At 58.6% G+C, this 23,892-nt stretch carries 22 protein-coding genes; 17 read left to right on the top strand and 5 right to left on the bottom strand.

The window, feature by feature from the left end; translation table 11 throughout:
• The first annotated feature begins 359 nt into the window (after positions 1-359).
• On the top strand, positions 360-605 hold the full coding sequence (locus tag ACXWUF_RS03635; protein WP_458493296.1) for a hypothetical protein: 246 nt from the start codon (positions 360-362) through the stop codon (positions 603-605).
• Complete coding sequence (locus ACXWUF_RS03630; RefSeq protein ID WP_458493295.1) at positions 583-1,008, top strand: type II toxin-antitoxin system VapC family toxin; 426 nt, start codon at positions 583-585, stop codon at positions 1,006-1,008. Before ACXWUF_RS03635 ends, ACXWUF_RS03630 begins: the two co-directional genes overlap by 23 nt.
• 73 nt (positions 1,009-1,081) lie before the next feature.
• Here ACXWUF_RS03630 and ACXWUF_RS03625 read toward each other — a convergent pair whose 3' ends face one another.
• From ACXWUF_RS03625 to ACXWUF_RS03605, 5 genes are all read right to left on the bottom strand, one after another.
• The gene (locus ACXWUF_RS03625) at positions 1,082-2,509 is read right to left on the bottom strand and encodes an AAA family ATPase (protein WP_458493294.1); all 1,428 of its coding nucleotides are present in this window, start codon (positions 2,507-2,509) and stop codon (positions 1,082-1,084) included.
• Positions 2,510-2,797: 288 nt separating this feature from the next.
• On the bottom strand, positions 2,798-6,472 hold the full coding sequence (locus ACXWUF_RS03620; protein WP_458493293.1) for a pyridine nucleotide-disulfide oxidoreductase: 3,675 nt from the start codon (positions 6,470-6,472) through the stop codon (positions 2,798-2,800).
• 588 nt (positions 6,473-7,060) lie between these two features.
• Complete coding sequence (gene amoC / locus ACXWUF_RS03615) at positions 7,061-7,843, bottom strand: bacterial ammonia monooxygenase, subunit AmoC (protein ID WP_458493292.1); 783 nt, start codon at positions 7,841-7,843, stop codon at positions 7,061-7,063.
• Positions 7,844-8,097: 254 nt separating this feature from the next.
• On the bottom strand, positions 8,098-8,712 hold the full coding sequence (locus tag ACXWUF_RS03610; protein ID WP_458493291.1) for a helix-turn-helix domain-containing protein: 615 nt from the start codon (positions 8,710-8,712) through the stop codon (positions 8,098-8,100).
• A gap of 466 nt (positions 8,713-9,178) precedes the next feature.
• Positions 9,179-10,507: a POT family MFS transporter gene (locus tag ACXWUF_RS03605; protein ID WP_458493290.1), complete on the bottom strand. Its 1,329-nt coding sequence runs from the start codon at positions 10,505-10,507 to the stop codon at positions 9,179-9,181.
• Between the two features lie 211 nt (positions 10,508-10,718).
• Here ACXWUF_RS03605 and truA point away from each other — a divergent pair, with 211 nt between their 5' ends.
• The 15 genes from truA (at position 10,719) to ACXWUF_RS03530 (ending at position 23,838) form a co-directional block, all read left to right on the top strand.
• Positions 10,719-11,534 (top strand): tRNA pseudouridine(38-40) synthase TruA, encoded by an 816-nt coding sequence (gene truA / locus ACXWUF_RS03600; protein WP_458493289.1) that lies wholly within the window; start codon positions 10,719-10,721, stop codon positions 11,532-11,534.
• Positions 11,531-12,199 carry a phosphoribosylanthranilate isomerase gene (locus ACXWUF_RS03595; protein ID WP_458493288.1) on the top strand — a complete coding sequence of 223 codons (669 nt, stop codon included), beginning with the start codon at positions 11,531-11,533 and terminating at the stop codon, positions 12,197-12,199. The genes truA and ACXWUF_RS03595 overlap by 4 nt, the downstream gene beginning before the upstream one ends.
• Positions 12,180-13,385, top strand: coding sequence for a tryptophan synthase subunit beta (gene trpB / locus ACXWUF_RS03590; RefSeq protein ID WP_458493297.1), 1,206 nt, complete (start codon positions 12,180-12,182; stop codon positions 13,383-13,385). The genes ACXWUF_RS03595 and trpB overlap by 20 nt, the downstream gene beginning before the upstream one ends.
• Positions 13,382-14,191 carry a tryptophan synthase subunit alpha gene (trpA, locus tag ACXWUF_RS03585; protein ID WP_458493287.1) on the top strand — a complete coding sequence of 270 codons (810 nt, stop codon included), beginning with the start codon at positions 13,382-13,384 and terminating at the stop codon, positions 14,189-14,191. The genes trpB and trpA overlap by 4 nt, the downstream gene beginning before the upstream one ends.
• A gap of 5 nt (positions 14,192-14,196) precedes the next feature.
• Positions 14,197-15,180, top strand: coding sequence for an acetyl-CoA carboxylase, carboxyltransferase subunit beta (accD, locus tag ACXWUF_RS03580; RefSeq protein ID WP_458493286.1), 984 nt, complete (start codon positions 14,197-14,199; stop codon positions 15,178-15,180).
• 3 nt (positions 15,181-15,183) lie between these two features.
• Complete coding sequence (folC, locus tag ACXWUF_RS03575; RefSeq protein ID WP_458493285.1) at positions 15,184-16,455, top strand: bifunctional tetrahydrofolate synthase/dihydrofolate synthase; 1,272 nt, start codon at positions 15,184-15,186, stop codon at positions 16,453-16,455.
• A gap of 17 nt (positions 16,456-16,472) precedes the next feature.
• Complete coding sequence (locus tag ACXWUF_RS03570) at positions 16,473-17,585, top strand: SPOR domain-containing protein (protein ID WP_458493284.1); 1,113 nt, start codon at positions 16,473-16,475, stop codon at positions 17,583-17,585.
• A 60-nt stretch (positions 17,586-17,645) separates the two neighbouring features.
• Positions 17,646-18,167, top strand: coding sequence for a CvpA family protein (locus ACXWUF_RS03565; protein ID WP_458493283.1), 522 nt, complete (start codon positions 17,646-17,648; stop codon positions 18,165-18,167).
• 9 nt (positions 18,168-18,176) lie between these two features.
• Positions 18,177-19,685 (top strand): amidophosphoribosyltransferase, encoded by a 1,509-nt coding sequence (purF, locus tag ACXWUF_RS03560; protein ID WP_458493282.1) that lies wholly within the window; start codon positions 18,177-18,179, stop codon positions 19,683-19,685.
• A gap of 28 nt (positions 19,686-19,713) precedes the next feature.
• The gene (locus tag ACXWUF_RS03555; RefSeq protein ID WP_458493281.1) at positions 19,714-19,989 is read left to right on the top strand and encodes a BrnT family toxin; all 276 of its coding nucleotides are present in this window, start codon (positions 19,714-19,716) and stop codon (positions 19,987-19,989) included.
• The gene (locus ACXWUF_RS03550; RefSeq protein WP_458493280.1) at positions 19,973-20,197 is read left to right on the top strand and encodes a hypothetical protein; all 225 of its coding nucleotides are present in this window, start codon (positions 19,973-19,975) and stop codon (positions 20,195-20,197) included. The genes ACXWUF_RS03555 and ACXWUF_RS03550 overlap by 17 nt, the downstream gene beginning before the upstream one ends.
• Before the next feature lie 70 nt (positions 20,198-20,267).
• Positions 20,268-20,780 (top strand): UPF0175 family protein, encoded by a 513-nt coding sequence (locus ACXWUF_RS03545; protein WP_458493279.1) that lies wholly within the window; start codon positions 20,268-20,270, stop codon positions 20,778-20,780.
• Between the two features lie 32 nt (positions 20,781-20,812).
• The gene (locus ACXWUF_RS03540) at positions 20,813-22,000 is read left to right on the top strand and encodes an O-succinylhomoserine sulfhydrylase (RefSeq protein WP_458493278.1); all 1,188 of its coding nucleotides are present in this window, start codon (positions 20,813-20,815) and stop codon (positions 21,998-22,000) included.
• A 33-nt stretch (positions 22,001-22,033) separates the two neighbouring features.
• On the top strand, positions 22,034-22,507 hold the full coding sequence (locus tag ACXWUF_RS03535; RefSeq protein ID WP_458493277.1) for a Uma2 family endonuclease: 474 nt from the start codon (positions 22,034-22,036) through the stop codon (positions 22,505-22,507).
• Positions 22,504-23,838 (top strand): UDP-glucose dehydrogenase family protein, encoded by a 1,335-nt coding sequence (locus ACXWUF_RS03530; protein ID WP_458493276.1) that lies wholly within the window; start codon positions 22,504-22,506, stop codon positions 23,836-23,838. Before ACXWUF_RS03535 ends, ACXWUF_RS03530 begins: the two co-directional genes overlap by 4 nt.
• Positions 23,839-23,892 lie beyond the last annotated feature (54 nt).

The following is a 23,892-nucleotide window of genomic DNA, read 5'->3' as shown; positions in this document are numbered from 1 at the left end:
GATGTCTTGGAAACTGAAGTCATTCATGGTCGTGTTCCTCCACGTATAAGCGCCTGTAGTTCAGGAGGGGCGGGGCGACAGGATGAGGCGCGGCGCGCTGTGGCTGAAGTTCCCGCCCGATGGGTTTTCCTTATTGCGGCTCGGGAAAGAGCCTGTTTACGGGATGGAATTTTAGCGGAGCGGAGGGAGATTTGGCAGGGCTTTTCTGGGGTGGGGAGGGTGTGGTGATCGTTGGGAAGGTTGTGTCTATGCGAAGATGTCGTATGTGTTTGTTTTGTAGACTCAGATCGGGTTAGGAGGGGGTTTGTGATCTGTGGTTGGTTGTGACGCATGAAAGGCGCAATTTATTTGAGGTATCTATGTCCACCGTTCATCTGCCAATAGATATTGAAGAGAAACTTCAAATTCTCTCCCTATCGAGACACGAGCCGAAGATGGGAATCATCAAGGAGGCTTTGGAGCTACTTCTCAAGTCTGAGCAAGAAGAAAGGGATTCCTACGAAATAGGAAAAACCCTTTTTGGGCGACACGGGTCAGGTGGAGTTAGTGGTGGGTACAAAGAGCGAGTGAAGGATAAAATCCGTGCTAAACGCGATTCTCGTTGATACCGGGTCATTGACCGCGTTGTTTGACAAAGATGATAATTATCACTACAGGATAATTGAATTCATCAGGAAAAAGAAGTTTCGATTCGTTACCACGACGGCGGTTGTGACCGAAGTTACGCATTTGTTGGATTTTTCCGTGGATGCTCAAATCGATTTCTTTCAATGGATTCTAAATAATGGCGTTCAACTCGAAGAGGTTGGTATTCCAGATATTTATAGAATCATTGAGCTTACTAGGAAATATTCCGACCAGCCAATGGACTTTGCGGATGCAACGTTAGTGATTGTGGCGGAACGTACTGGAATCAGGAAGATTATAAGTATTGATTCTGACTTTGATGTTTATCGGCTGCCGGGGAAGGTTAGAATCGAGAATATCTTTTGGGTAGAGCGAATATAGCCCGGATGGAGGTTGGCGGAATCCAGGTAATCTGTAGTGTTAGCATCCCGGACTCCGCTGCGTTCCATACGGGCTATGCTAGCTGAATATCTTCCTGTTTTAGTGTCTGCAATTCTTCCGCATCGAATTCTCCATTTTGCGCTAATCTATTAGCGTGATTAATTAGTGTTCTTTCAAATATATTCCTTATCTCTCTGGCGTTGCCGAAGTATGGGTCTTTTGACTTATAAGCATCAGTTACAACTTTTCTGATCTTACTGGTTGCGGTATTTGTAAGTTTATAGCCTGCATCATGGCATAGCGCTTGAAAGATTTTGTAGAGTTCGTTTGGGGCGTAATCTTCAAAATTTAAAACACGGTTGAATCTAGACCGAAGCCCCGGATTTGATTGGATGAACCTAGCCATCTTTTCAGGGTATCCTGCTACGATAACGATAAATTCGTCTCTGTGATCCTCCATTAGTTTTAAGAGAGCATCAACCGCCTCCCTTCCATAGTCTCCTGTCAGATCCGATTCTGTTAAGGAATATGCTTCATCAATGAAAAGAATTCCACCAAGTGCGGATTTCACCACATTCGCAACTTTTTGAGCGGTTTGTCCCTGATAGGCTGCTACCAATCCTGCCCTATCCGTTTCAATAAGGTGCCCTTTTGTCAGTATACCTAGAGATTTGAGAATTCTTGCTAATAATCGGGCGACTGTGGTTTTGCCTGTTCCTGGATTTCCAGAAAAAACCATGTGTAAAGATAAGCTTTTTATTGGTAGAGCATGACCCGCTCTAAGTTGGGAAATGCGTAAGTAGTTTGCAAGCGAACGGACTTCCTCTTTTATGTTAGCAAGTCCAATTAAATTGTTTAATTCCCCCTGAGCATTAACGAGGTCATCCGCATCTAATTGTTCATTATCAAAAGATTTTATGCCTAACGAGTTATCAGGCTTATGATCGTATGAATCAACTTCGTCTTGGTCATCGTCGTTGGCAAGGAATATAAGTTGATCTCCCATAAATACTGCGTAGGAGAGGAAACTAAGATTGTTTTGATTGCTCATAAAATCTTTCGAGTCTACGCCAACTAGCGCAAATGTGTATTGTGCAATTCTTCTAAGAAGCTCGCACAATCCATTGCAATATTTGCTGCAAGTAGCCTCATCGGATATGGTTTTTTTTGCTGCTATAAAAAAGATAAGAACACCATCCTTTGTGAGGGATTCAATTACTTCATCAAAATATCCGGCACTAATTTCTTGCTCCATTTCATCGGGAGTTTTTTCTTCATTAAATATAAGATTGTATATAGCACATACATATTCTATATCTTCATTCCCAGCTAACATTCTTGCTGTAAAAGCCTTAAAAAAAAGATTCAAGACGCTTTCTATGTATTCATTCGACAGTCCTTCATTGGAGCTAGATGCTAAGGAGAAAATTGGCTCCAAGATTTCGCCAAATGTTGCAATTAGAAGCTTGATTTCTTCGATGATCTTAGTTGTCTTGTCCATTTTGTGTTCCTCGTGGCTTTATGGTTTTGATGCGTTGCTCGTTAAATGAATGCATTATAACTGATCTTATGTGCTTCATAAGATATGCAATAATGCCAACCTAAGAGTTTAAGCAAACGCGGCCCGAATGGAGTTTTACGGAATCTGCTGTGCTTCATCTGGGCTACATAGCTTGCTTGTGGCGCGGTGGCCGGAAATATTCATTTTGTCGGGCAAACAAAAGCCCGCGATGACCACCATCTCGGCGTAATCATCGCGGGCTTAATCATCCCCCGGTAACGCGGCGGCTTATCGCTTATTCAGCAAATACTCCAACCACATCCCCGACAACTTCTCCTGCACCGAATTCTGCCGCAGCCGCGCATTCAGGTGCGGGAAGTCCACCCGGTCAAGCTCCTGATCCTGGTTATAGCAGGAATACACGAAATACTCCTTGCCGCTCTCCGGGTCCACATGCTTGCACAAGCACTGGGCGCAGACGCCCTTCATCATGCACTGCATGGGCGAGTTGATGGAGCCGATGGCCTCGTGGTGGGGCTTGATGTAGGGCTTCAACACGCCGTAACGGGCGGCTTTCACAGCGGACATCATCCGGTCGGAGCCGATGACGATCATGTGATCCACATCGTCCAGATGAATCGGCGTGGTGCCAAGTTCGCCTTCTGCGTAGGCGATCATGGCCTGGACGATGTTGCCGACGAAGGTCTTATCCTGCGGGCGCAGCGGGGTGATGGCTTCCGCGCCGGGCAGGGCGTCCACCGACCAGACCAGCACATCCGAGGCCGCTTCCAGGTCGCGCACCTTGAACACGTCCTCGCGCTTGCGGTAGCCCGCGAAGTAAATCACCTGACTGCCCGCCGCCCGCAGCGCCTTGCCGATGGAGAACAGCACCGCGTTGCCCAAGCCGCCGCCCAGCAGCGCCACGGTCTTGCCCGCGTGGATTTCGGTCGGGGCGCCGGTCACGCCCATCACGACGACCGGATCGCCCGGCTTCCATTGAGCCAGCAAGCGGGACGAGGAACCCATTTCCAGGGCGATGAGGGACACCAGCCCTTGCTCCTTGTCCACCCACGCGCCGGTCAGGGCCAAGCCCTCGGCCAACAGGGTCGTGCCTTCCACCACCGGGGCCAGCGCCTCGAAGTTCTGCACCCGGTAGAACTGGCCGGGGCTGAAATGCTTGGCGGCCAGCGGGGCGCGGACGATGACTTCGATAATCGTGGGCGTGATCCGGTTGATCTCGACGATCCGGGCCAGCAGCCTGTCGTCCAGGGTGTGCTGGAAATCTTTCAGGGCGCGGTCGCGCTCGGCCTGACGGCTGGCATCCAGTGCCGCCAGCTCCTTTTCATACAGCTTGGTGATGTAGGGATACCCGTCCTTGGCGCTGGCCATGGCCTTCACCACGTTGCCCGCGTAGACCGGATGGTTGTCGCCATAGAAGGTGATGAACCGGCCCTGGCGGCGGTAGGAGGTGAACGGCGCGGGCTTGCCGATTTTCGGGCCGGTGGCGTCGTGCATCGGCTCCCATTCGAAATCGGTGCCGCTGTCGCCCAAGGTTTTCCAGTTCGGCTCGTAGCGCTGGTAGAACTTCTTGTCCATCTCGAAGCTGTCCGGGTGTTCGGACTCGTAGATGGTGTTGGGCGAAGTTCCGGCGGCGATGAACAGGCTCTTGAGCGGCACCTCCAACTCGTCGGCCTTGCGCCACTTGCCGTCCTGCAATTCCAGCTTCTCGAACTTCACCGCCTTGAGGTGCCCGAACTCGTCGTTCAAGGCTTCCAAGGGACTCATGCCGGGCGCGAGGCGGATGCCTTCGTCCAAGGCTTCCTTGATTTCCTCGGCGTTCTGGCGGTAGGCCGGGGAATCCTCGATGCCCTTGCGATAGAACAGGGTCACGCCGCCCCAGCTTTCCAGGAACGGCAGGAAGTTCGGCACTTCCCCGGCGGCTTCGGCCCGTTGCCGTTCGGCTTGGATGACGCGGCCATGCGCCAGGAATTCGTTGAGGATGATGGTCTCTTCCGCATCGTAGCGGGCGCGGACGGCTTCCTCGCCGTGGATGGCGCTGAGCTTCTCGAAGCGGTGCAGCACCTTTTCCACCTGCACCGGGTAATAGGCCAGGGTTTCGGTGCAGGTGTCGATGGCGGTCAAGCCGCCGCCGATGACGCCCGCCGGAAGCCGCACTTGCAGGTTGGCGAGGGACGATTCCTTGGCCGCGCCGGTCAATTGCAGGGCCATCAGGAAATCCGACGCCTTGCGGATGCCCCGTGTCAGGTTGTTCTTGAGGTCGATGACCGTGGGCTTGCCCGCGCCGGAGGCGATGGCGATGTGGTCGAAGCCCAAGTCCCAGGCTTCGTTGATGGTCAGCGTCCCGCCGAACCGCACGCCGCCATAGATGCGGAAGTTGTGGCGGCGCAGCAAATTCAAATAAATGACCTTGAGGAAGTTCTTGTCCCAGCGGACGGTGATGCCGTACTCGGCCACGCCGCCGAAACCCAGCATGTGGCGCTTATCCAGGTCTTCGTACAGGTCGCGGAAATCGCGGATAGGCTGCGGCGGGGTGGTGGCGTCGCCGGTCAGCTCTTTCGGCAGCGGCTCGATCTTGAGGCCGTCGATGCCCACCACGCCGAAGCCCTCGTTCAACAGGTAGTGCGAGAGCGTATAGCCCGCCGGTCCCATGCCCGCGACCAGGACGTTCTTGCCGTTGTAGGGCTGGGCGTAAGGACGCTTGGGGTTGAGCGGATTCCAACGGGTCAGCAGCGAGTAAATCTCGAAGCCCCACGGCATGAACAACACGTCGGTGAGGACGTTGGTCTCGATCTGCGGGATGTTGACCGGCTCGGTCTTCTGGTAGATGCAGCCCTTCATGCAGTCGTTGCAGATGCGGTGGCCGGTGCCGGGGCAGAGCGGGTTGTCGATGGTGACGAGGGCCAGCGAGCCGATGTTGTCGCCCTGCCGCTTGACGAAGTGCATCTCGGAGATTTTCTCTTCGAGCGAGCAGCCGGTGATGGTGACACCCAGCGGGTTGGTCTTGTAGGTGCCGTCCTTCTTGTTGCGCATCCCTTTGGAACAAGAATCGGTGTCGCGGTCATGGCAGTAGATGCAGTGGTCCACCTCATACAGGGTGCGGCGCTGGCCGAAGCGCTTGTCGGTGAGGCCGAAGCCGTCGCGGCGGCGGTGGTGTTCCTCCGGGCCGGTCCACACACCGTAGCCGCCCACGTCGCGGTGGTCGTGATGCACCAAATGCTGGAAGTCGGTTTTACCGGGATTCTTGAAGCTCAGCCAGCCAGCGACTTCCGCCTGGACTTCCGGCAGTTTGAGCGCGGCGAGCGTCCAGCGGCAAACCAGGTCATAGAGGCCGGTCGCGAGGGCGGCGTCATCGCCACTCAACAGGCTGTCGAATCGCGCCGGGGCGGTGGTGTGGGCCATCAGGCGGCCGCGCAATGTGGCGGCGAGGCCGATGTTTTGGCCTTCGCTGGCCTGCTTCAACGCGACGGCTAAACCGGCGATGGTCCCTTCTCGGTCGGCTTTTAGGGCGTCTTCGTCGACGGCGACTTCCAATAGGATTTGGAATAGGCCGGATAGCTCCGATATGTCCCAGGAGGCTGGATCGACGCCTTTGAAGAGCTTGGCAACCCCGCCGACGACTTCATTTTTATAAGCGAACACGCTGTCGAAATCCGCCCGAATCGCCGCGATTTGTGCCGCCCGGTCGCCTTCCACGCCGAACAGCTTCGCCACGAAGCCACCCAGCTCGGGCGCTAGGCGCACCAGCAAATCGGAGATTTGCTCGGGTTTCAGGCCAACGCCCTGGCATTCGCGGTATTGGGCGAACTCTGCGAACAAGTCCGGCTTGGCGGCCTTCACCTCGGCGTCGAAAGCCTCCGTCAAATCGCGTAAGCGGGCGGGGTCGTACAGGTCGGCATAGGTGAAACCGGGAAGGCCAAGGGTCAGCGTGGGGGAATCGGTCATGGGTGTTGGATTTGAGTCGTGTGGAAGAAGGACCGGCGCGTCGGTGGAAACCGTAGTCCGGTGCGCCCCCGAAGATGGCGGCGTTACAGAAAAGGGCGGAAATTTTAAGCTAAACAGTGGGATAAGTCGATTTCGCGCCGGGTCTGTGGGGGAACGGCTGCGTTTACTGGCGGCGGGCGGGGCTGTGCGATTAGCGCTTGGCTTTAAATAAGCGTTCCGATGGTTTTAGAGCATTTTCATTTTGGGTTGGCATTCACGTAGGCCGACTCGGCTTTCAAAACCGAGTCGGCCTTTTTCGCTGCCGCACACTCATGTTGAAAACGCTCGCCGGGTAATGGATGAATAACGCGCCTTCAAAGGATGTTATCCCTTTCCCCTTTGAGCGGTGCCTCTTAGATGGGTCGCTCTCACCGAAATTTCCTTTCGCCGGAAAGGAGCAATATTCCCTATCCATGGAAGTTATCTCCGAATATCAAGTATGCGCACAAAAAAAAGCCGTCCGACGTTTGCCGGACGGCCTTGAAAGTCAGCAAGAATCGCCTGCTGAGGTAAACGAGCGGAAGAGGAGGATCTCTCCGTACTCAGGACTTAGCCAAGCTTGAGCGAACCGTTTTCAATGGACTCACAGATTTCCTTGTCGATGAGCTTGGAGAAGCTCATAAAAATCTGGGTCAGGGTGCCGAAGATACCCAGCGCGAACCAGCCGAAGATCACGAAGCCGTAGTGCAGGGGAGCCACGAACAGCTCCTCCATGAACCAGAAGGTGTGGCCCCACTCGTTCAGGCCGACGTTCGGCAGAATCATGAACGGACCCACAACGGACACCAAGTACGGCAGGGACAGGCCTTCCGCGAAGAACGGCAGGCGGGTCTTGGCGTACAGGAACGCGCCGAAGCCGGTGATGATGTAGATCGGATAGGTCAGGTAGAACTCGATGATGTGCGACGGCGTGAAGTCGGTGTCGCGCACGATGGTCTGGTGCCAAGTGGCATCCTGCTCGGTGAAGTAGGAGGCGCCCCAGTAGATGGCATTGGCGTAGGCGAATACCCACACGACATGGGTCATGTTGCGGCGCAGTTCCTCGCGCGGGGTGATGGCGGCCAGATTGCGGTCGCGGGTCTTCCAGATATAGCCCCACAGGAAGCTGGCCACGATGACTTCGGCCACGATCTCGTAATAGAGCATGTTCATCCAGTAGGTTTCGAACTCCGGCGCGAAGGAGTCCAGGCCAGCGGCCCAGCCATAGACGCCTTCATACCAGCGAACCCAGGCATAGAAGACGAGGTAAATAGTGAACGCAAAACCCACGCTGCGCTTGTCGAGGATCGGGGCGTCCTGCGCTCCGGTAGCAGAATGGCTAGTGGTGGCCATAACGTATTATCTCCCAGGTATTAGGGTTGTTTTACAGCGGAATTGATAACGTCCCTGTCAGGAAATTCCTGACTCGGTTGTTGCGTTAATTGGTGTTTGCCGCAACGGTCCGCCGGGGATTAAAGCCGACGACGGGGCGTATATTAATAACCCAGGTCCGGGGGGTGTCTGACTGCTATCAAGGCGGGGGTGCGAAAATTTTAGCGTGGATCAAATTTTGCCGCTTAAGGGGAATGAGGAATATTGGAAATGGCTTAGTTCGGGGAGTATTGCATCAAGCCATCAAGGTTTCGGATACGAATCAATTTGCTCTGGACTTCGATGAGTCCGGCGGACTCAAACTGGCCCAGCAGGCGGCTGACTGTTTCCAGCGCCAATCCTAGATAATTGCCGATTTCCTGTCGGGTCATGCTCACCCGGAACTCCACCGGGGAGAACCCGCGTCGCCGATGGCGCTCGGAAAGATGCACCAAGAACGCCGCCAAGCGCTCGTCCGCTGGTCGGCGGCTCAGGATAAGCCGTTGAATATTTAGGGTGAACTGACTCCCGGAGTGTTGCAGCAGCACTTGCATTAGGCTGGGCACTTCGCGGGAAATCATTTCGATCTGGTAGACCGGCAACTCGCAATAGCTCACGGTTTCCAGGGCGATGGCGGAGCAGCTATGGCGTTGGGTGGCGAGGCCGTCGAATCCAAGCAATTCCCCCGGCAGGAGGAAATCCACAATATATTCATTCCCCTGGCGGTCGGGGCTGATGAGTTTTACGGTGCCGGATTTGAGGGCGATGATTCCATGGAAGCTCTCGCCGGGATAGTACAGAACCTCGCCTTTCTTCAGGGTACGGTTGCGGCGTACGCCTCGGCTAAGCACCGTGATTTCATGAGGCGATAGTCCCCTGGGAATACAGATTTTGCTCAGATTACAGCTTTCACAGCTGATGGGGGTTTTGTAAGTGGAGGCGGAACGGTGACTCAATGTTATTTTCGACAAGCACAGGCAAACATGGAAAGTAACGTCTGTAGTAAATTCAGTCAAGAGGGACGGGGGGAATAGCGGATTTAATAGCTCGTCATATTTGTATTGTGTCGATAGCTTAAAAGTATTGAGTCGACTATATAGGTTTGGGGTCGATAGTATCGTCGGGGGAAATTCGGCATATCCCATACTTAAGTGTGGCTCGCCAAGGAGCGGAGGCGCTGTTCAAGCCCGCCGTGTGTGATGAGGGTTGAATGTGCAGGGGAGGATGGTTCGCGCTGGCGCTGGCTTTCCTGATTAGCAAGAGTCTTCAGTCCTGCCGGCGTGACGGCTGAAGATTCTTGCTAATCAGGTTGACTTTTCAGGCCGCGCCCGAATCACGCTCTGGGTAAAACTGACTGACCACGGCGAACAGCGCGGCGGTCGCCAGCATCAGCCCGGCGAAGAACCAGAAATAGGCCGCTCCGGCCAGTTTGGAACCGCCGTCCGGGTTTTGAATGAAGAAGTTGACCGCCCCGGTGAACAGATTTCCCGCCGCGACGGAGGCCATGAAGAGCGCCATCACAAAGGACTTCATCACCTTCGGCGCTTGGGTGTAGGCGAATTCCAAGCCAGTGATGGACACCATGACTTCGGCGGAGGTCAGCACCAGATAGGCCAGCAATTGCCAGCCGATGGGCGGTTGACCCCCGGCGTCGATGGCTTGCTGAATCCACGCCGCCAGCACGAATGACAATCCGGCCAAGCACATTCCGAAGCCGATCTTGCGCAATGGGGTGAGCCGGACCCGCCGCTCAAGGCGCGGATAGACGCCGTAATAAAACAGCGGGGTCAGCAGCATGATGAGCAATGGATTCGCGGCCTGGATTTGCGAGGGCAGCACCGGGATGCCGAACACCGTCTGGTCCATCTTCTGCGCCTGCAACACCCAAGACGAGCCGGTTTGATCGAACAGCGCCCAGAACACCGTCATGAACCCGAAGATCACCGCCAGCCCGCTCAGGCTACGCCAGCCGTCCCCGCTCAGACTGGCCCGCACGAAGGCCATGCCGCCCGCCGGGATGTGGGTGAAGCGATGGCGTCCCGCCCAGAAAATCGCCGTCGCCGCCAGCATCAACAGGCCCGGCACCGCGAACGCCACCGACGCGCCGTGATTCGCCATCAGCCAGGGCGTCAGCAGCATGGAAGTGAACGCCCCGAAGTTGATGGCGAAATAGAACCAGCTATAGATGCGGCTCAACAGGTGCTGGTTGGTGTCGGCGAACTGGTCGCCCACATGGGCCGAGACGCAGGGCTTGATGCCCCCGGCCCCCAGCGCGATGAGACCCTGGCCGAGCAGCAGCCCGGCGCGGGTGTCGTCCAAGGCCAGCGCCAAATGCCCGAGGCAATAAATCAGCGATAGGACGATGATGGTGCGGTACTTGCCGAGCCAGCCATCCGCCAACAAGGCGCCCAAGAGCGGCGTGAAATAGGTGGCCGATACGAATAGATGGAACCAGCCCTTGGCTTCCTCCTCGCTCATCGGGTCCGGTCGGCCATCGGCACTCATCAGGTATTGAGTCATGAATACCACCAGCACCGCCCGCATTCCGTAATAGCTGAAGCGTTCGGCGGCTTCGTTGCCGACAATATAAGGAATGCCGGGAGGTGGGCCGGGGATGCGTAAAGGTTCGGTGCGGTAGTGGGACATAAGGATATTCGGTTTGGGGATTGGTTGGTTGGATCCCGGTTTTTGGGGATTTTTGAATATACGTGACTCAGCCGGGACGAGGGTTAAGTTGTCGTTTTGACGTTGCCACACCGCCATGAAAAATACCAAAATCCCTTGCCGAACGCCCCCGGATTGACTACCGTGTCCGCCCCCGTAATTCCTACTAATTCCCCGCGAACCCACCCCACCCATGCGCATCGCACTAGGCATCGAATACGACGGCTCGGCCTTCGCCGGTTGGCAATGGCAGCCGGGCAAGCGGACCATCCAGACAGTGCTGGAAGAGGCGCTGGGCTTCGTCGCCAACGAGCCGGTGCGGGTGGTCTGCGCGGGCCGCACCGACGCCGGGGTTCATGCCTTGGAGCAGGTCGTCCATTTCGACACGGAGGTTATCCGCAAGCCCGGTTCCTGGCTGATGGGCACCAACACCGCCTTGCCCGAGGACGTGCGCGTGCTGTGGGCGCGCGAAGTGGCCGAAGACTTCCACGCCCGCTACAGCGCCATCGCCCGCTTCTATCGCTACGTCATCCTCAACCGCCCCATGCGCTCCGCCCTGCGACGGCGGCAGGTGACATGGCATTACGCTCCGCTGGACGCCGACGCCATGCAGGCGGCGGCGGATCATCTCATCGGCGAACATGATTTCTCCTCGTTCCGCGCCCAGGCGTGCCAGTCCAAAAGCCCCAACCGTTTCATGCACTTCATCCATGTGCGGCGGGAGGAGGACCGGGTGGTCATCGACCTGTGCGCCAACGCCTTCCTGCATCACATGGTGCGCAACATCGCCGGGGTGCTGATGGAGATCGGCACGGGTAAGCGCCCGCCGGAATGGGCGGGCGAGTTGCTGCGGGCGCGGGACCGCAAGCTCGGCGGCGTCACAGCGCCTTCCGACGGGTTATACTTGGCGGGCATTTATTACCCCGAAACCTTCGGCATCGCCCGCCATCCCGTTTTTCAGCATCTCCCGCCGAACGCCAGCCGTTACACGCCCCAGGAAGCCGAGTGAAAATCCCATACTTGATTCGCAGAACTCGGGTTAAAATCTGCGGCTTCACGCGCCCTGCCGACGCCGTGGCCGCTGTCCGAATGGGCGCCGACGCTATCGGACTGGTGTTTTATCCGCCCAGTCCCCGGCATGTGTCGGTCGAGATAGCCCGGGCCATTGTGACCGCGTTGCCGCCTTTCGTGACCGTGGTCGGGCTGTTCGTGGATGAAGACCCCGAGACTGTGCTAGGCGTGTTGGATCAGGTGCGAATCGACCTGCTCCAATTCCACGGCGATGAAGACCCGGCTTACTGCACAGCGTTCGCCAAGCCTTATATAAAGGCATTGCCGATGAAACCCGGCGTCGATTTGGCGGCGACGATGGCGGCACACGGGAAGGCTTCGGGTTTCCTGCTGGATGCGTGGCACCCCGACGCCATGGGCGGCACCGGCAGCCGGTTTGACTGGAACCTGATTCCCCCGGAACACGCCGACGCGCTGATTCTGGCGGGGGGCTTGGAACCCGGCAACGTGGCCGAGGCGTTACGGACGGTGCGGCCCTACGCGCTTGATGTGTCGAGCGGCGTGGAAGCGGCGAAAGGCATCAAGGATGCCGACAAAATGGCGGCATTCCTCACAGAAGTACAACGATTTGACTACCAACACCATGTCGAGCGAACCCTATAACCTTCCCGACGAGCGCGGCCATTTCGGTCCTTACGGCGGCACTTTCGTGGCCGAGACGTTGATGTACCCCATCGACGAACTCAACCAGGCCTATCAGCGCTATATGAAAGACCCGGAGTTCCTGGCCGAACTCGACTACGACCTCAAGCACTATGTGGGTCGGCCTTCGCCCATCTATCACGCCGAGCGGCTGAGCCGCCAGCTGGGCGGGGCGCAAATCTTCCTCAAGCGCGAAGACCTCAACCACACCGGCGCCCACAAGGTGAACAACACCGTCGGCCAAGCCTTGTTGGCGAAGCGCATGGGCAAGACCCGTATCATCGCCGAGACCGGCGCGGGCCAGCACGGCGTGGCGACCGCCACCGTGGCGGCGCGGCTGGGGCTGGAATGCGTGGTCTACATGGGTTCGGTGGACGTGGCGCGGCAGGCGCCGAACGTGCTGCGCATGAAGCTGTTGGGCGCGACCGTGATGCCGGTGGAATCCGGTTCCAAGACCCTCAAGGACGCGCTCAACGAAGCCCTGCGCGATTGGGTGACGAACGTCGATAACACCTTCTACATCATCGGCACCGTCGCTGGCCCGCATCCCTATCCGGCCATGGTCCGCGACTTCCAGTCCATCATTGGCCGCGAGGCCAAAGGGCAGATGGTCGAACTGACCGGACGCCAGCCCGATGCGCTCATCGCCTGCGTGGGCGGCGGTTCCAACGCCATCGGCTTGTTCTATCCCTATATCGACGAGCGCGACGTGCTGATGTACGGCGTGGAAGCGGCGGGCGACGGCATCGAAACCGGACGCCATTCCGCCCCGCTCAGCGCGGGCCGTCCCGGCGTGCTGCATGGCAACCGCACCTATCTCATGGAAGACGACGACGGCGAGATCATCGAGACCCATTCGATTTCCGCCGGGTTAGATTATCCCGGTGTCGGCCCGGAACACGCCTGGCTCAAGGACTCGGGCCGCGCCCACTACGTCAGCATCACCGATACCGAAGCGCTGGAAGGCTTCCATGCCCTGACCCGCCTAGAAGGCATCATTCCCGCCCTGGAATCCAGCCATGCCGTGGCCTACGCCATGAAGCTCGCGCCCACCCTGGGCAAGGATCAGCAAATCCTGGTCAACCTCTCCGGTCGCGGCGACAAAGACATCAACACCATAGCCAACCGCGAGGGAATCAGCCTGTGAGCCGCCTGACCGCTAAATTTGCCGCGCTGAAAGAAGCCAACCGCACGGCGCTGATTCCTTTCCTGACGGCGGGCGACCCGACCCCGGACTTCACCGTCCCGGCCATGCACGCCATGGTGAAGGCGGGCGCCGACATCATCGAACTGGGCGTGCCGTTTTCCGACCCGATGGCCGACGGCCCGGTGATTCAGAAAGCCAGCGAACGCGCCCTGGCCCACAAGATGAGCCTCCGCAAGGTGCTGGATTTGGTGGCGCAATTCCGCGCTGACGATCAAGACACGCCGGTGGTGCTGATGGGCTATCTCAATCCCATCGAAGCCCTGGGCTATCAAGCTTTCGCGGAAAAAGCCAAAGCCGCCGAAGTGGATGGCGTGCTGACGGTGGACCTGCCGCCGGAGGAAGGCTCCGAATTCTTAGGCTTTCTGGCTGAGGCCGGGGTTGACCCGATTTATCTGCTGGCCCCCAACAGCACCGAAGCGCGCATCCGCAAGATGGGCGAGTTGGGTCGGGGCTATCTCTATTACGTCTCCCTGAAGGGCGTGACCGGCGCCTCCCATTTGGATTTGGCCGATGTGGAACGGAAGCTTTCGGAAATCCGCCAACTCACAGGGCTTCCGGTGGGCGTGGGCTTCGGGGTGAAGAACGCCGAACTCGCCGCCGCCATCGGCCAGTTCGCCGAGGCCGTGGTGGTGGGCAGCGCCCTGGTCGGCAGAATCGAAGCCAACCCGGATAATCCCGAGTTCGCCCTCGCCGAAATCGTCAGCCTCCTGCAATCCATGCGTGCCGCCCTGGACGCCGCGTCTTAATTCCTATGAGAGAAACGACCTTGAGCTGGTTTCACAAGCTGGTACCTTCAAAAATCCGCACCGAAGCTTCCACCAAAAGCACCGTGCCGGAAGGGTTGTGGAGCAAATGCCCGAGCTGCAACGCCATCCTGTACCGCTCGGAAGTGGAACGGAATCTGGAAGTCTGCCCCAAGTGCAGTCATCACATGCGGATCAGCGCCCGTAAGCGCTTGCATACCTTCCTGGACGCGAGCAACCGCACCGAAATCGGCGAGAACCTGTCGCCCCTCGATCCGCTCAAGTTCAAGGACAGCAAGAAATACAAGGATCGCCTCTCGCAAGCGCAGAAATCCACCGGCGAGAAAGACGCGCTGATCGTGGTGGCGGGACATTTGGAGGGTCGGCCCGTGGTGGCGACGGCGTTCAACTTCGAATTCATGGCCGGGTCCATGGGTTCGGTGGTTGGGGAGCGCTTCGTGCGGGCGGTCAATCACTGCTTGAAGCATTCCGTTCCGCTGATCACATTCAGCGCCAGCGGCGGGGCGCGGATGCAAGAATCCCTGCTGTCCCTGTTTCAAATGGCGAAGACCAGCGCGGCCTTGGCCCGTTTGTCCGCCGCTAAAATTCCCTTTGTCTCCGTGATGACCGACCCGACCATGGGCGGCGTCTCCGCCAGTCTCGCCATGCTGGGCGACATCAATATCGGCGAGCCGGGTGCCCTGATTGGCTTCGCCGGGCCGCGCGTCATCGAGCAGACGGTGCGGGAGAAGCTGCCGGAAGGCTTCCAGCGCAGCGAATTCCTGCTGGAACACGGCGCCATCGACATGATCGTGGACCGCCGGGAAATGCGCGCCAAGATTGCCGCGTTGCTTGGCCTGTTGATGCCTAATCAGGCTGTTCCGGCTGTGCCCTCATCGAAAACGGTTCCGACTGACGAGCCGCGTTCCGACAAGCTCGACGCCCTGCCTTACGACCCCGCCGTGGCCGACGACCTACAGGGCGGCGACTGATTCATGCGCTTCGCGACGCTGGCCGACTGGCTGGCCTGGCAGGAAACCCTGCATTCGCAGGCCATCGACTTGGGATTGGCCCGCGTTTCCCAGGTATTCGAACGGATGGAGTCTGGTGGGCGGCACCCGTTCACCATCACGGTGGGCGGCACCAATGGCAAGGGTTCCTCCGTAGCGATGCTGGATGCGATTCTGCGCGGCGCGGGTTATCGGGTGGGCACCTACACCTCCCCACATCTGCTCCGCTACAACGAGCGCATTCGTATCGACGGCCAGCCGGTCGAGGATGCCCGCCTCTGCGAGGCGTTTGAACGGGTCGACGCGGCCCGTGGCGACATTTCCCTAAGTTTCTTCGAGTTTGGCACGCTCGCGGCGCTCGATATTTTTTCCCGTGAAAACTTGGACATGCAGGTGTTGGAAGTCGGCCTGGGCGGGCGGCTGGATGCCGTCAACATCATCGACGCCGATGCGGCCCTGGTCGCCAGCATCGACATCGACCATCGGGAGTGGCTCGGCGACACCCGCGACGCCATCGGTTTGGAGAAGGCCGGGATTTTCCGGCCCGGTCGTCCTGCCGTGATTGGCGATCCCAGCCCGCCGGATTCGGTCATTCGTTTCGCCGCTGAGCAAAACATCCCCTTGCTGCGTTCCGGTTCCGATTTTGGCTATGCCGCCACGGCGGAAGGCTGGACCTGGTACAACCCCGACGCCCGGTTCGAAGGGTTACCATTTCCCGCCATTCCCGGCGAACACCAGTTGATGAACGCCTCGGCGGTATTGGCCGTTCTGAGCCTCATCCATGATCAACGGCCCGTGTCCGAAGCGGCCATCCGTGTCGGCCTAGGCGCCGTCAATTTGGCAGGCCGGTTCCAGTTCTTTCAGGGCCAGCCGAGCGAGGCACCCGTGTTGCTGGACGTGGCGCACAATCCCCAGGCGGTGGGCGTCCTCGCCGGGCACCTCCGCCGCCAGTTCGCCGGGCGGCGCATACATGCGGTGTTCGCCGTGATGCGGGACAAGGATATTGCGGGCATTCTTGATAACATCCACGACCTGGTGGACGCTTGGTATCTGGCACCGTTGCAAATGACCAGGGCCGCGCCCGCCGAACAATTGCGGGAGATATTGGCCCAGCGGGGAATAACGTCGGTTGAACATGGTTTTCCCGACGTCCCAGCGGCTTTCGCAAGCGCCCGCCGCCATACACAAGAGAACGACTTGATCCTGGTTTTCGGATCGTTTTTCCTGGTTTCAGAATACTTGGCTCATGCCGCCTGACCCGAGGTTTTGTTGAGATGGATGAGCAATTAAAGCGACGTCTGATGGGGGCGACGATCATCGTCACCCTGAGCGTGATTTTCGTGCCGATGCTGTTTGAGGACAAATCGGAAGGTCCGGCGGGCGGCGTCAAGCAGGAAGTCCCGGCGCTGCCGGAAGCCATCGAGCAACACGCCATCGAGCTGCCGAAGTCGGCGGCGGATGCGGCGGCGGAAGAGAACACCCCCGGCAGGGACAACAAGAAGGAAGCGGAAACCGGCTACCGGGTCATCCCCTTGGAGGACGCCCCCCCCGCCAAGCCCGCCAAAGTTGAACCGCCGCCCGCCCGGCAGGCCACCGCGCCGACCGAAGAAGCCGAAGTGCCTGTTGAGGAAGAGGGCACCGCCGAAGCCGAAGCGGAACCGCCTCCGCCCGCCAAGCCCGGAGTCAACAAGGGTGTGGCCAAGGACGCCCACAAATCGGCCTTGACCGCCAAGGGGGCATCGACATCCCCCAGGAAGGCCAAGCCCGGCGTCGAGACGGCGCGGCCCGCGCCAGCCAAAAAGCCAGTGCAGGACGCGGTCGAACCGGAGGAATCGCCAGAGATGGTCGGCGAAGAGCCGGAATTCGCGCCGGAGGAAGCCCCCCCGGTCAAGGCGCCGGAGCCGCCCGCCAAGAAAGTGAACAAAGCCAAACCACCCGTCGTGGCGCAAGCCAAGCCGGTGGCACCGAAACCCGCACCGGTTCCACCGTCCGCCAAAGCGACCGAGACCGCCCCCCCCGCGAAGGTCGCCCCAGTCAAACCCGTGGTGTCGCCCAAACCCGTGCCCCCGGTGGCGGCCATCAATCCACCGCCTCCTGCCGTCAAGCCCCAGGAACCCAAGCGCGCCGCCACCCCGCCGGAAGTGACGCCGCCCGCTTCCTGGTCGGTGCAGGCGGGCAGCTTCACCGCCGAAACCAATGCCCGCAGCCTGGTCGATAAGCTGCGCAAGGCCGGCCTCTCCGCCAACATGCAGGTTTCCCAGGGCCAATCCGGGCCGGTGTTCCGGGTGGCGGTCGGGGCGGGCGCCAGCCGGGCGCAGGCCGAACAAATCCAAAAGCAGATCGAGAGCGCGGTGGGCATCAGGGGGATCATCCAGTCGCATCGCTGATTCCATGCGGCTTGGTGATCTTTTGCCCATCGTCGGATCGTTTGACGGAGGACGGCCCACATGCCAGCGCTGACCCTGACCTGGGCGGATTACGGCATCATCGGAATCATCGGCCTGTCGGGGCTGATCGGCCTGATCCGTGGCCTGATTCGCGAGGTGTTTTCCCTGGTCGCCTGGGGTGCGGCGGTGTGGATTGGCTTGCATTACAGCCACGAGCTGTCGGCCCACTTGGAAAGCCTGGTGCCGCTGCCGTCGGCCCGGGTGCTGCTGGCCTTCGCGATTTTGTTCGTCGCCAGCCTGATTTTGGCCGGTATGCTGGCCTTCCTGCTGGGCAAGCTGGTGGAAACCACCGGACTCACCGGCACCGACCGGCTCGCTGGACTACTATTCGGCATCGCCCGTGGCGCGTTGATCATGTCGGTGCTGGTTTTATTGGCCGGCGCCACCCCGCTGCCGAGCGATCCTTGGTGGCGGGAGTCCAAATTAATTCCCCCTTTCCAATCCCTGGCCCTTTGGTTGCGCGGCCAAATCCCTACGGATTACGCCAGCCGCCTCAAGTCTTCGATAGACTCCCGACGATAGGTGAATGACATGTGTGGTATTGCCGGCATCGTTTCCAGCGAGCAAGTGAACCAAGAGCTTTATGAGGCACTGACCGTGCTTCAACACCGGGGGCAGGACGCTGCCGGCATCGTCACCTGCGAGGGCGACCGGATGCATTTGCGCAAGGATAGCGGGCTGGTGCGGGACGTGTTCCACACCCGCCACATGGTCAATCTGCGCGGGCGGATGGGCATCGCCCACGTCCGCTACCCGACCGCTGGCTGCACCAGCACCGCCGAGGCCCAGCCGTTCTACGTCAACTCCCCCTACGGCATCACTCTGGCCCACAACGGCAACCTGACCAACGCCCAGACCTTGAAGAAGGAGCTATTCGTCGAGGACCAGCGCCACATCAACACCGATTCCGATTCGGAGGTGCTGCTCAACATCTTCGCCCACGAGCTTCAGGAACTCGGCAAGCTGCGCATCGGGCCGGAGGACGTGTTCCAGGCCGTGGCTGGCGTGCATCGGCGCTGCCGGGGCGGCTACGCGGTGGTGGCGATGGTGACGGGCTTCGGCATCATCGGCTTCCGCGACCCGCACGGCATCCGCCCGCTGGTGTTCGGCGAGCGCAAGACGCCCAACGGCACGGACTACATGATCGCCTCGGAGAGCGTGGCCTTGGATGTGCTGGGCTTCGATTTGATCCGCGACGTGCAGCCCGGCGAGGCCATCATCATCGAGAAGAAAGGCACCCTGCACACCCGCCAGTGCGCCGAGGGAGCGGTCCATTCACCTTGTATTTTCGAGTACGTCTATTTCGCCCGGCCCGACTCCATCATCGACGACATTTCCGTATATAAGGCCCGGCTGCGAATGGGCGATAAGCTGGCGGACAAGATTCTCCGGCTGCGCCCGGATCATGGTATCGACGTGGTCATCCCCATTCCCGACACCAGCCGCACCTCGGCTTTGCAATTGGCGAACCGGCTGGGGGTGAAATACAGCGAGGGTTTCATCAAGAACCGCTACATTGGCCGCACCTTCATCATGCCCGGCCAGCAGTTACGAAAGAAGTCGGTGCGCCAGAAGCTCAACGCCATCGACCTGGAGTTCAAGGGCAAGAACGTGCTGCTGGTGGATGATTCCATCGTGCGCGGGACCACCTCCGAGCAGATCATCCAGATGGCCCGCGATTCCGGGGCCAACAAGGTTTATTTCGCCTCCGCCTCGCCGCCGGTGCGCTATCCCAACGTCTACGGCATCGACATGCCCGCCGCCGAGGAGTTGATCGCCCATGGCCGGACCGATCTGGATGTGCAGAAAGCCTTGGGTTGCGATTGGCTGGTTTATCAGGATTTGTCGGATTTGATCGAGGCGGTGCAGCGGGGCAACCGCACTATCCGCCAGTTCGATACCTCCTGTTTCAACGGCGAATACGTAACCGGCGACGTGGATCAGGCTTATCTCGACCGGCTATCCTGCCACCGCAACGACGGGGCCAAATCCAAGCGCGGAGGGGATAACTCGGCGATGGGGTTGCATAATGCGGGGTAGCCCATGAATTCGGCGATGGATTGAAATCATGCGTTTCGAGTGGGACGCTGCAAAGGCAAAATCCAATCTACGCAAGCATGGAGTTGATTTCGGTGAGGCCATGACCGTGTTCGGAGATCCATTGGAACGCACCGTCGCAGACCCCAAACATTCCGATGAGGAACAACGGTTTTTAAGCTTGGGAATGTCATCGTTGGGACGGTTATTAGTGGTTTCATATACCGAGCGTTCGGGAAAAATTCGTATTATCAGTGCCCGCGAGGCAAGTAGCGCAGAGAGAAGGAATTATGAGTCAAGTCATTAACGACGAAACGGAAGACGATTTGATGCCGGAATACGATTTCTCTCAAGGTATCCGTGGAAAGCATTTTCAAGCTTACCGGGAGGGCACTAACGTAGTGCTTTTGGATGAGGATATCGCTAGGGTATTTAAGGATTCCGAGTCGGTGAATAGGGCTTTACGTTTACTGCTTGATCTTGCAAAGAATCAAATTCCGACCACTTCACCCTAATGCAGGCTTTAATGGTTCTGACGCTGGAATTTTTAAAACCAGCAAGGCCAGCTAATCATGGAGGTGCAAGATGCTTGAAGAAACCATCAATATATCCTTTCCCGTCAAAGCCAACATATTGCTATCGTTGAAAGAAACGAAAGAGCAATTCACCCAAGATTTGCTTTATATAGATGACGGTGGAAGGAAAGCTTCATTTGACCACCCTCACCCCAGCCCTCTCCCACAGGTAGAGGGGAAAAAATGCCGCTTTACCAGCAGCGTTATCTATATGTCGGCGCTAATGCTATACCGTAAAAATCGTTTATCGCTTGGCAAAGCGGCGGAGTTGGCGGGTTATACCAAGCTTGATTTTATTGAAAAGCTGAAAATCGAACACGAGCCGATTTTTGATTACGGCGAACAAGAACTAGACGAAATTTTTGCCGATTCTAATAAGCTAGAAGCGGCTTTCCGTAAAAAGCGTCGCGTTCCTCCTCCTCAATTCGCCGGTAAAGTTAGAGAGGTTGGTGATTTTATGTCCTCGATACCGCCGCCTGATTGGGGAATTGACGAAGAGTCATCCGAGAATGTGAGCCTCTGAATTACTGGTTTAACCTCAAAGCCAAACCTAATATGACCGACATCGACTGGACCGACTACGCCCTGGAAACCCAAGCCATCCGCGCCGGACAGCGCCGCACCCCCGAGCAGGAGCATTCCGACCCGATCTTCCCCACCTCCAGTTACGTCTTCAACAGCGCCGCCGAGGCCGCCGCGCGGTTCTCCGGGAAGGTGCCGGGCAACATCTATTCCCGCTTCACCAACCCCACCGTCCGGGTGTTCGAGGAGCGCCTCGCGGCCCTGGAAGGCGGCGAGCGCTGCATCGCGGTGGCGTCCGGCATGGCGGCCATCGCCAGTACGGCCTTCGGTCTCCTGAAAGCCGGCGACCATGTGGTCTGCTCGCGGGGCGTGTTCGGTAATACGGTGCTGCTGTTCCAGAACTTCCTGGGCAAGTTCGGCGTTGAAACCACCTTCGTGGACCTGACCGACTACGCCGCTTGGGAAACCGCCATCCGGCCCGAGACCCGCTTCCTGTTCGTCGAGACGCCCTCGAATCCCCTGACCGAAATCGCCAACATTTCCGGCCTCGCCGCCTTGGCGCACGGCCATAACGCCCTGCTGGTGGTGGACAACTGCTTCTGCACGCCCGCCTTGCAAAAGCCGCTGGCCTTGGGCGCGGACTTGGTGATCCATTCCGCGACCAAATATCTGGACGGCCAAGGCCGCTGCGTCGGCGGGGCCATCGTCGGTGCCAACGAATTGCTGGAAAAACAGATTTATCCCTTCCTCCGCACCGGCGGGCCGTCCATGAGTCCCTTCAACGCCTGGATATTCCTGAAAGGCTTGGAAACCTTAGGGCTAAGGATGCGGGCGCACAGCGAGAACGCGCTGGGTCTGGCGCAATGGCTGGAAACCCAACGCTGGGTGAAGCGGGTGAATTATCCGGGCCTCGCGTCCCATCCCCAGCATGAACTCGCCATGAGTCAACAGAAGAGCGGCGGCGGCATCGTCAGCTTTGAAGTCGAAGGCGGGCGGGAAGCGGCGTGGAGGCTCATCGACTCGACCCGGATGCTGTCCATCACCGCCAACCTGGGCGACGTGAAGACCACCATCACTCATCCGGCCACCACTACCCATGGCCGGTTGACCGAGACCGAGCGGGAGGCGGCGGGCATCCGCGAGGGCTTGATCCGCGTCGCGGTGGGTCTCGAAAATATCGAGGATATTAAGCGGGATTTGATGGCCGGGTTACTCGCTTGACGGGAGATTTGCAAAAGCCTGAGGGAATTACCCATGTCGGAACTTGAATATCCCACCCAGCAAACATCCGAAGTTATGCCGTCCTTGAATCATAGCTATTTGTGCATTGAAATACTCCAGAAATTACTGGCGGATGAAACCATCCTACGCATGCCGGAACTCACCTTGGATATTGAGAAAGGTATAACCCCGGATATTTCCATCTTCCCCAGAAGCCAAATCAAGCCAAACTTTTTGAGGGATGTCGTTAAATTCCAGGAACCTCCCAGGCTGGCGATTGAAATCCTATCCCCCATCCAGACCATTCAGGAATTATTGGAAAAGGCGGCGGGTTTGATTAAGGCCGGGGTGAAGGCGGTTTGGACTGTGGAACCTTATGGCCGAACCGTATTCGTGACAACCCCGGAGGGTGAGCGGATATTCCACGGCGGAACGCTGGAAACTGACGGCATCAAGGTCGATTTCAGCAAAATTTTCAACAATAGTCCTGTCAAGGAAACCTTATGAAAGTATCGGTATTCGGTTCCGGCTATGTGGGCCTGGTCACTGGTGCCTGCCTCGCCGAGGTGGGCAACGAGGTGGTGTGCGTGGATATTGACCAGCACAAGATCGACCGCCTCAACCGGGGCGAGGTGCCCATCCACGAACCAGGGCTAGACGCGGTCATCAAGCGCAACATGGCGGCCAATCGGCTGCGCTTCACCACCGATGTGGATGTGGCGGTGGAGCATGGCCTGTTCCAGTTCGTGGCGGTGGGCACGCCGCCCGACGAGGACGGTTCCGCCGACCTGCAATATGTGCTGGCCGTGGCCCGCAGCATCGGCCAGCGGATGACGGATTACCGGATCGTGGTCAACAAGTCCACGGTCCCGGTGGGCACCGCCGACAAGGTGCGCGGCGCCATCGCGGCGGTGCTGACCGAGCGGCAGTCGGCGGCGGAATTCGACGTGGTGTCCAACCCCGAATTCCTCAAGGAGGGCGCGGCCATTGAGGACTTCATGAAGCCCGACCGCATCGTGGTGGGCACCGACAATCCCCGCACCACGGAATTGCTGCGGGCGCTCTACGCGCCGTTCAACCGCAACCACGACCGGCTGGTGTGCATGGACATCCGCTCCGCCGAACTGACCAAGTACGCCGCCAACGCCATGCTCGCCACCAAGATCAGCTTCATGAACGAGCTGGCGAACTTGGCGGAGCGGCTGGGTGCCGACATCGAGAAGGTGCGCCTCGGCATCGGCTCCGATCCGCGCATTGGCTACCACTTTATTTATCCCGGCTGCGGCTACGGCGGCTCGTGCTTCCCCAAGGACGTGAAAGCCTTGGAGCGCACCGGCCGCGACGTGGATTATCCGGCCCAATTGCTGCAAGCCGTGGAAGCGGTGAACGACCGGCAGAAGCTGCGGCTGTACGAGAAGCTGATGGCTTATTTCAAGGGCGGGGTGGCGGGCAAGACCTTCGCGCTGTGGGGGTTGGCCTTCAAGCCCAACACCGACGACATGCGCGAGGCGTCCAGCCGGACCTTGATGGAAGCGCTGTGGACGCAAGGGGCCAAGGTGCGGGCCTACGATCCGGTGGCGATGGAGGAGGCCGGGCGGATTTATGGGGAATGTTCCGACCTGACGCTGTGCGACAGCCCGGAATCGGCGTTGGAAGGCGCGGACGCGCTGCTGATCGTGACGGAGTGGAACGTGTTCCGCAGCCCGGATTTCGATCAAATCAAGGCCATGCTTTCCCATCCGGCGATTTTCGACGGGCGCAACCTGTACGATCCGGCGCGGATGAAGGCCCTGGGCTTCGATTATTTTGGGATTGGACGGGGCGATAAGGCCATTTGAGCGATTGCCCGAGAGGAGGGCCTAAGGATTTTCCAGAAACGCTAGATATGGTGC

The organism is Methylomagnum sp., assembly GCF_054333355.1.
This window is presented reverse-complemented; position numbering and strand designations above follow the sequence as displayed.

What these genes read in the sequence shown, in the direction of transcription:
- ACXWUF_RS03635 (WP_458493296.1), top strand. Translation starts at nt 360, where the DNA reads ATGTCCACCGTTCATCTGCCAATAGATATTGAAGAGAAACTTCAAATT.
- ACXWUF_RS03625 (WP_458493294.1), bottom strand. Translation starts at nt 2,509, where the DNA reads ATGGACAAGACAACTAAGATCATCGAAGAAATCAAGCTTCTAATTGCA.
- ACXWUF_RS03620 (WP_458493293.1), bottom strand. Translation starts at nt 6,472, where the DNA reads ATGACCGATTCCCCCACGCTGACCCTTGGCCTTCCCGGTTTCACCTAT.
- amoC (WP_458493292.1), bottom strand. Translation starts at nt 7,843, where the DNA reads ATGGCCACCACTAGCCATTCTGCTACCGGAGCGCAGGACGCCCCGATC.
- ACXWUF_RS03605 (WP_458493290.1), bottom strand. Translation starts at nt 10,507, where the DNA reads ATGTCCCACTACCGCACCGAACCTTTACGCATCCCCGGCCCACCTCCC.
- truA (WP_458493289.1), top strand. Translation starts at nt 10,719, where the DNA reads ATGCGCATCGCACTAGGCATCGAATACGACGGCTCGGCCTTCGCCGGT.
- trpB (WP_458493297.1), top strand. Translation starts at nt 12,180, where the DNA reads ATGTCGAGCGAACCCTATAACCTTCCCGACGAGCGCGGCCATTTCGGT.
- accD (WP_458493286.1), top strand. Translation starts at nt 14,197, where the DNA reads ATGAGAGAAACGACCTTGAGCTGGTTTCACAAGCTGGTACCTTCAAAA.
- folC (WP_458493285.1), top strand. Translation starts at nt 15,184, where the DNA reads ATGCGCTTCGCGACGCTGGCCGACTGGCTGGCCTGGCAGGAAACCCTG.
- ACXWUF_RS03570 (WP_458493284.1), top strand. Translation starts at nt 16,473, where the DNA reads ATGGATGAGCAATTAAAGCGACGTCTGATGGGGGCGACGATCATCGTC.
- ACXWUF_RS03565 (WP_458493283.1), top strand. Translation starts at nt 17,646, where the DNA reads ATGCCAGCGCTGACCCTGACCTGGGCGGATTACGGCATCATCGGAATC.
- purF (WP_458493282.1), top strand. Translation starts at nt 18,177, where the DNA reads ATGTGTGGTATTGCCGGCATCGTTTCCAGCGAGCAAGTGAACCAAGAG.
- ACXWUF_RS03555 (WP_458493281.1), top strand. Translation starts at nt 19,714, where the DNA reads ATGCGTTTCGAGTGGGACGCTGCAAAGGCAAAATCCAATCTACGCAAG.
- ACXWUF_RS03550 (WP_458493280.1), top strand. Translation starts at nt 19,973, where the DNA reads ATGAGTCAAGTCATTAACGACGAAACGGAAGACGATTTGATGCCGGAA.
- ACXWUF_RS03545 (WP_458493279.1), top strand. Translation starts at nt 20,268, where the DNA reads ATGCTTGAAGAAACCATCAATATATCCTTTCCCGTCAAAGCCAACATA.
- ACXWUF_RS03540 (WP_458493278.1), top strand. Translation starts at nt 20,813, where the DNA reads ATGACCGACATCGACTGGACCGACTACGCCCTGGAAACCCAAGCCATC.
- ACXWUF_RS03535 (WP_458493277.1), top strand. Translation starts at nt 22,034, where the DNA reads ATGTCGGAACTTGAATATCCCACCCAGCAAACATCCGAAGTTATGCCG.
- ACXWUF_RS03530 (WP_458493276.1), top strand. Translation starts at nt 22,504, where the DNA reads ATGAAAGTATCGGTATTCGGTTCCGGCTATGTGGGCCTGGTCACTGGT.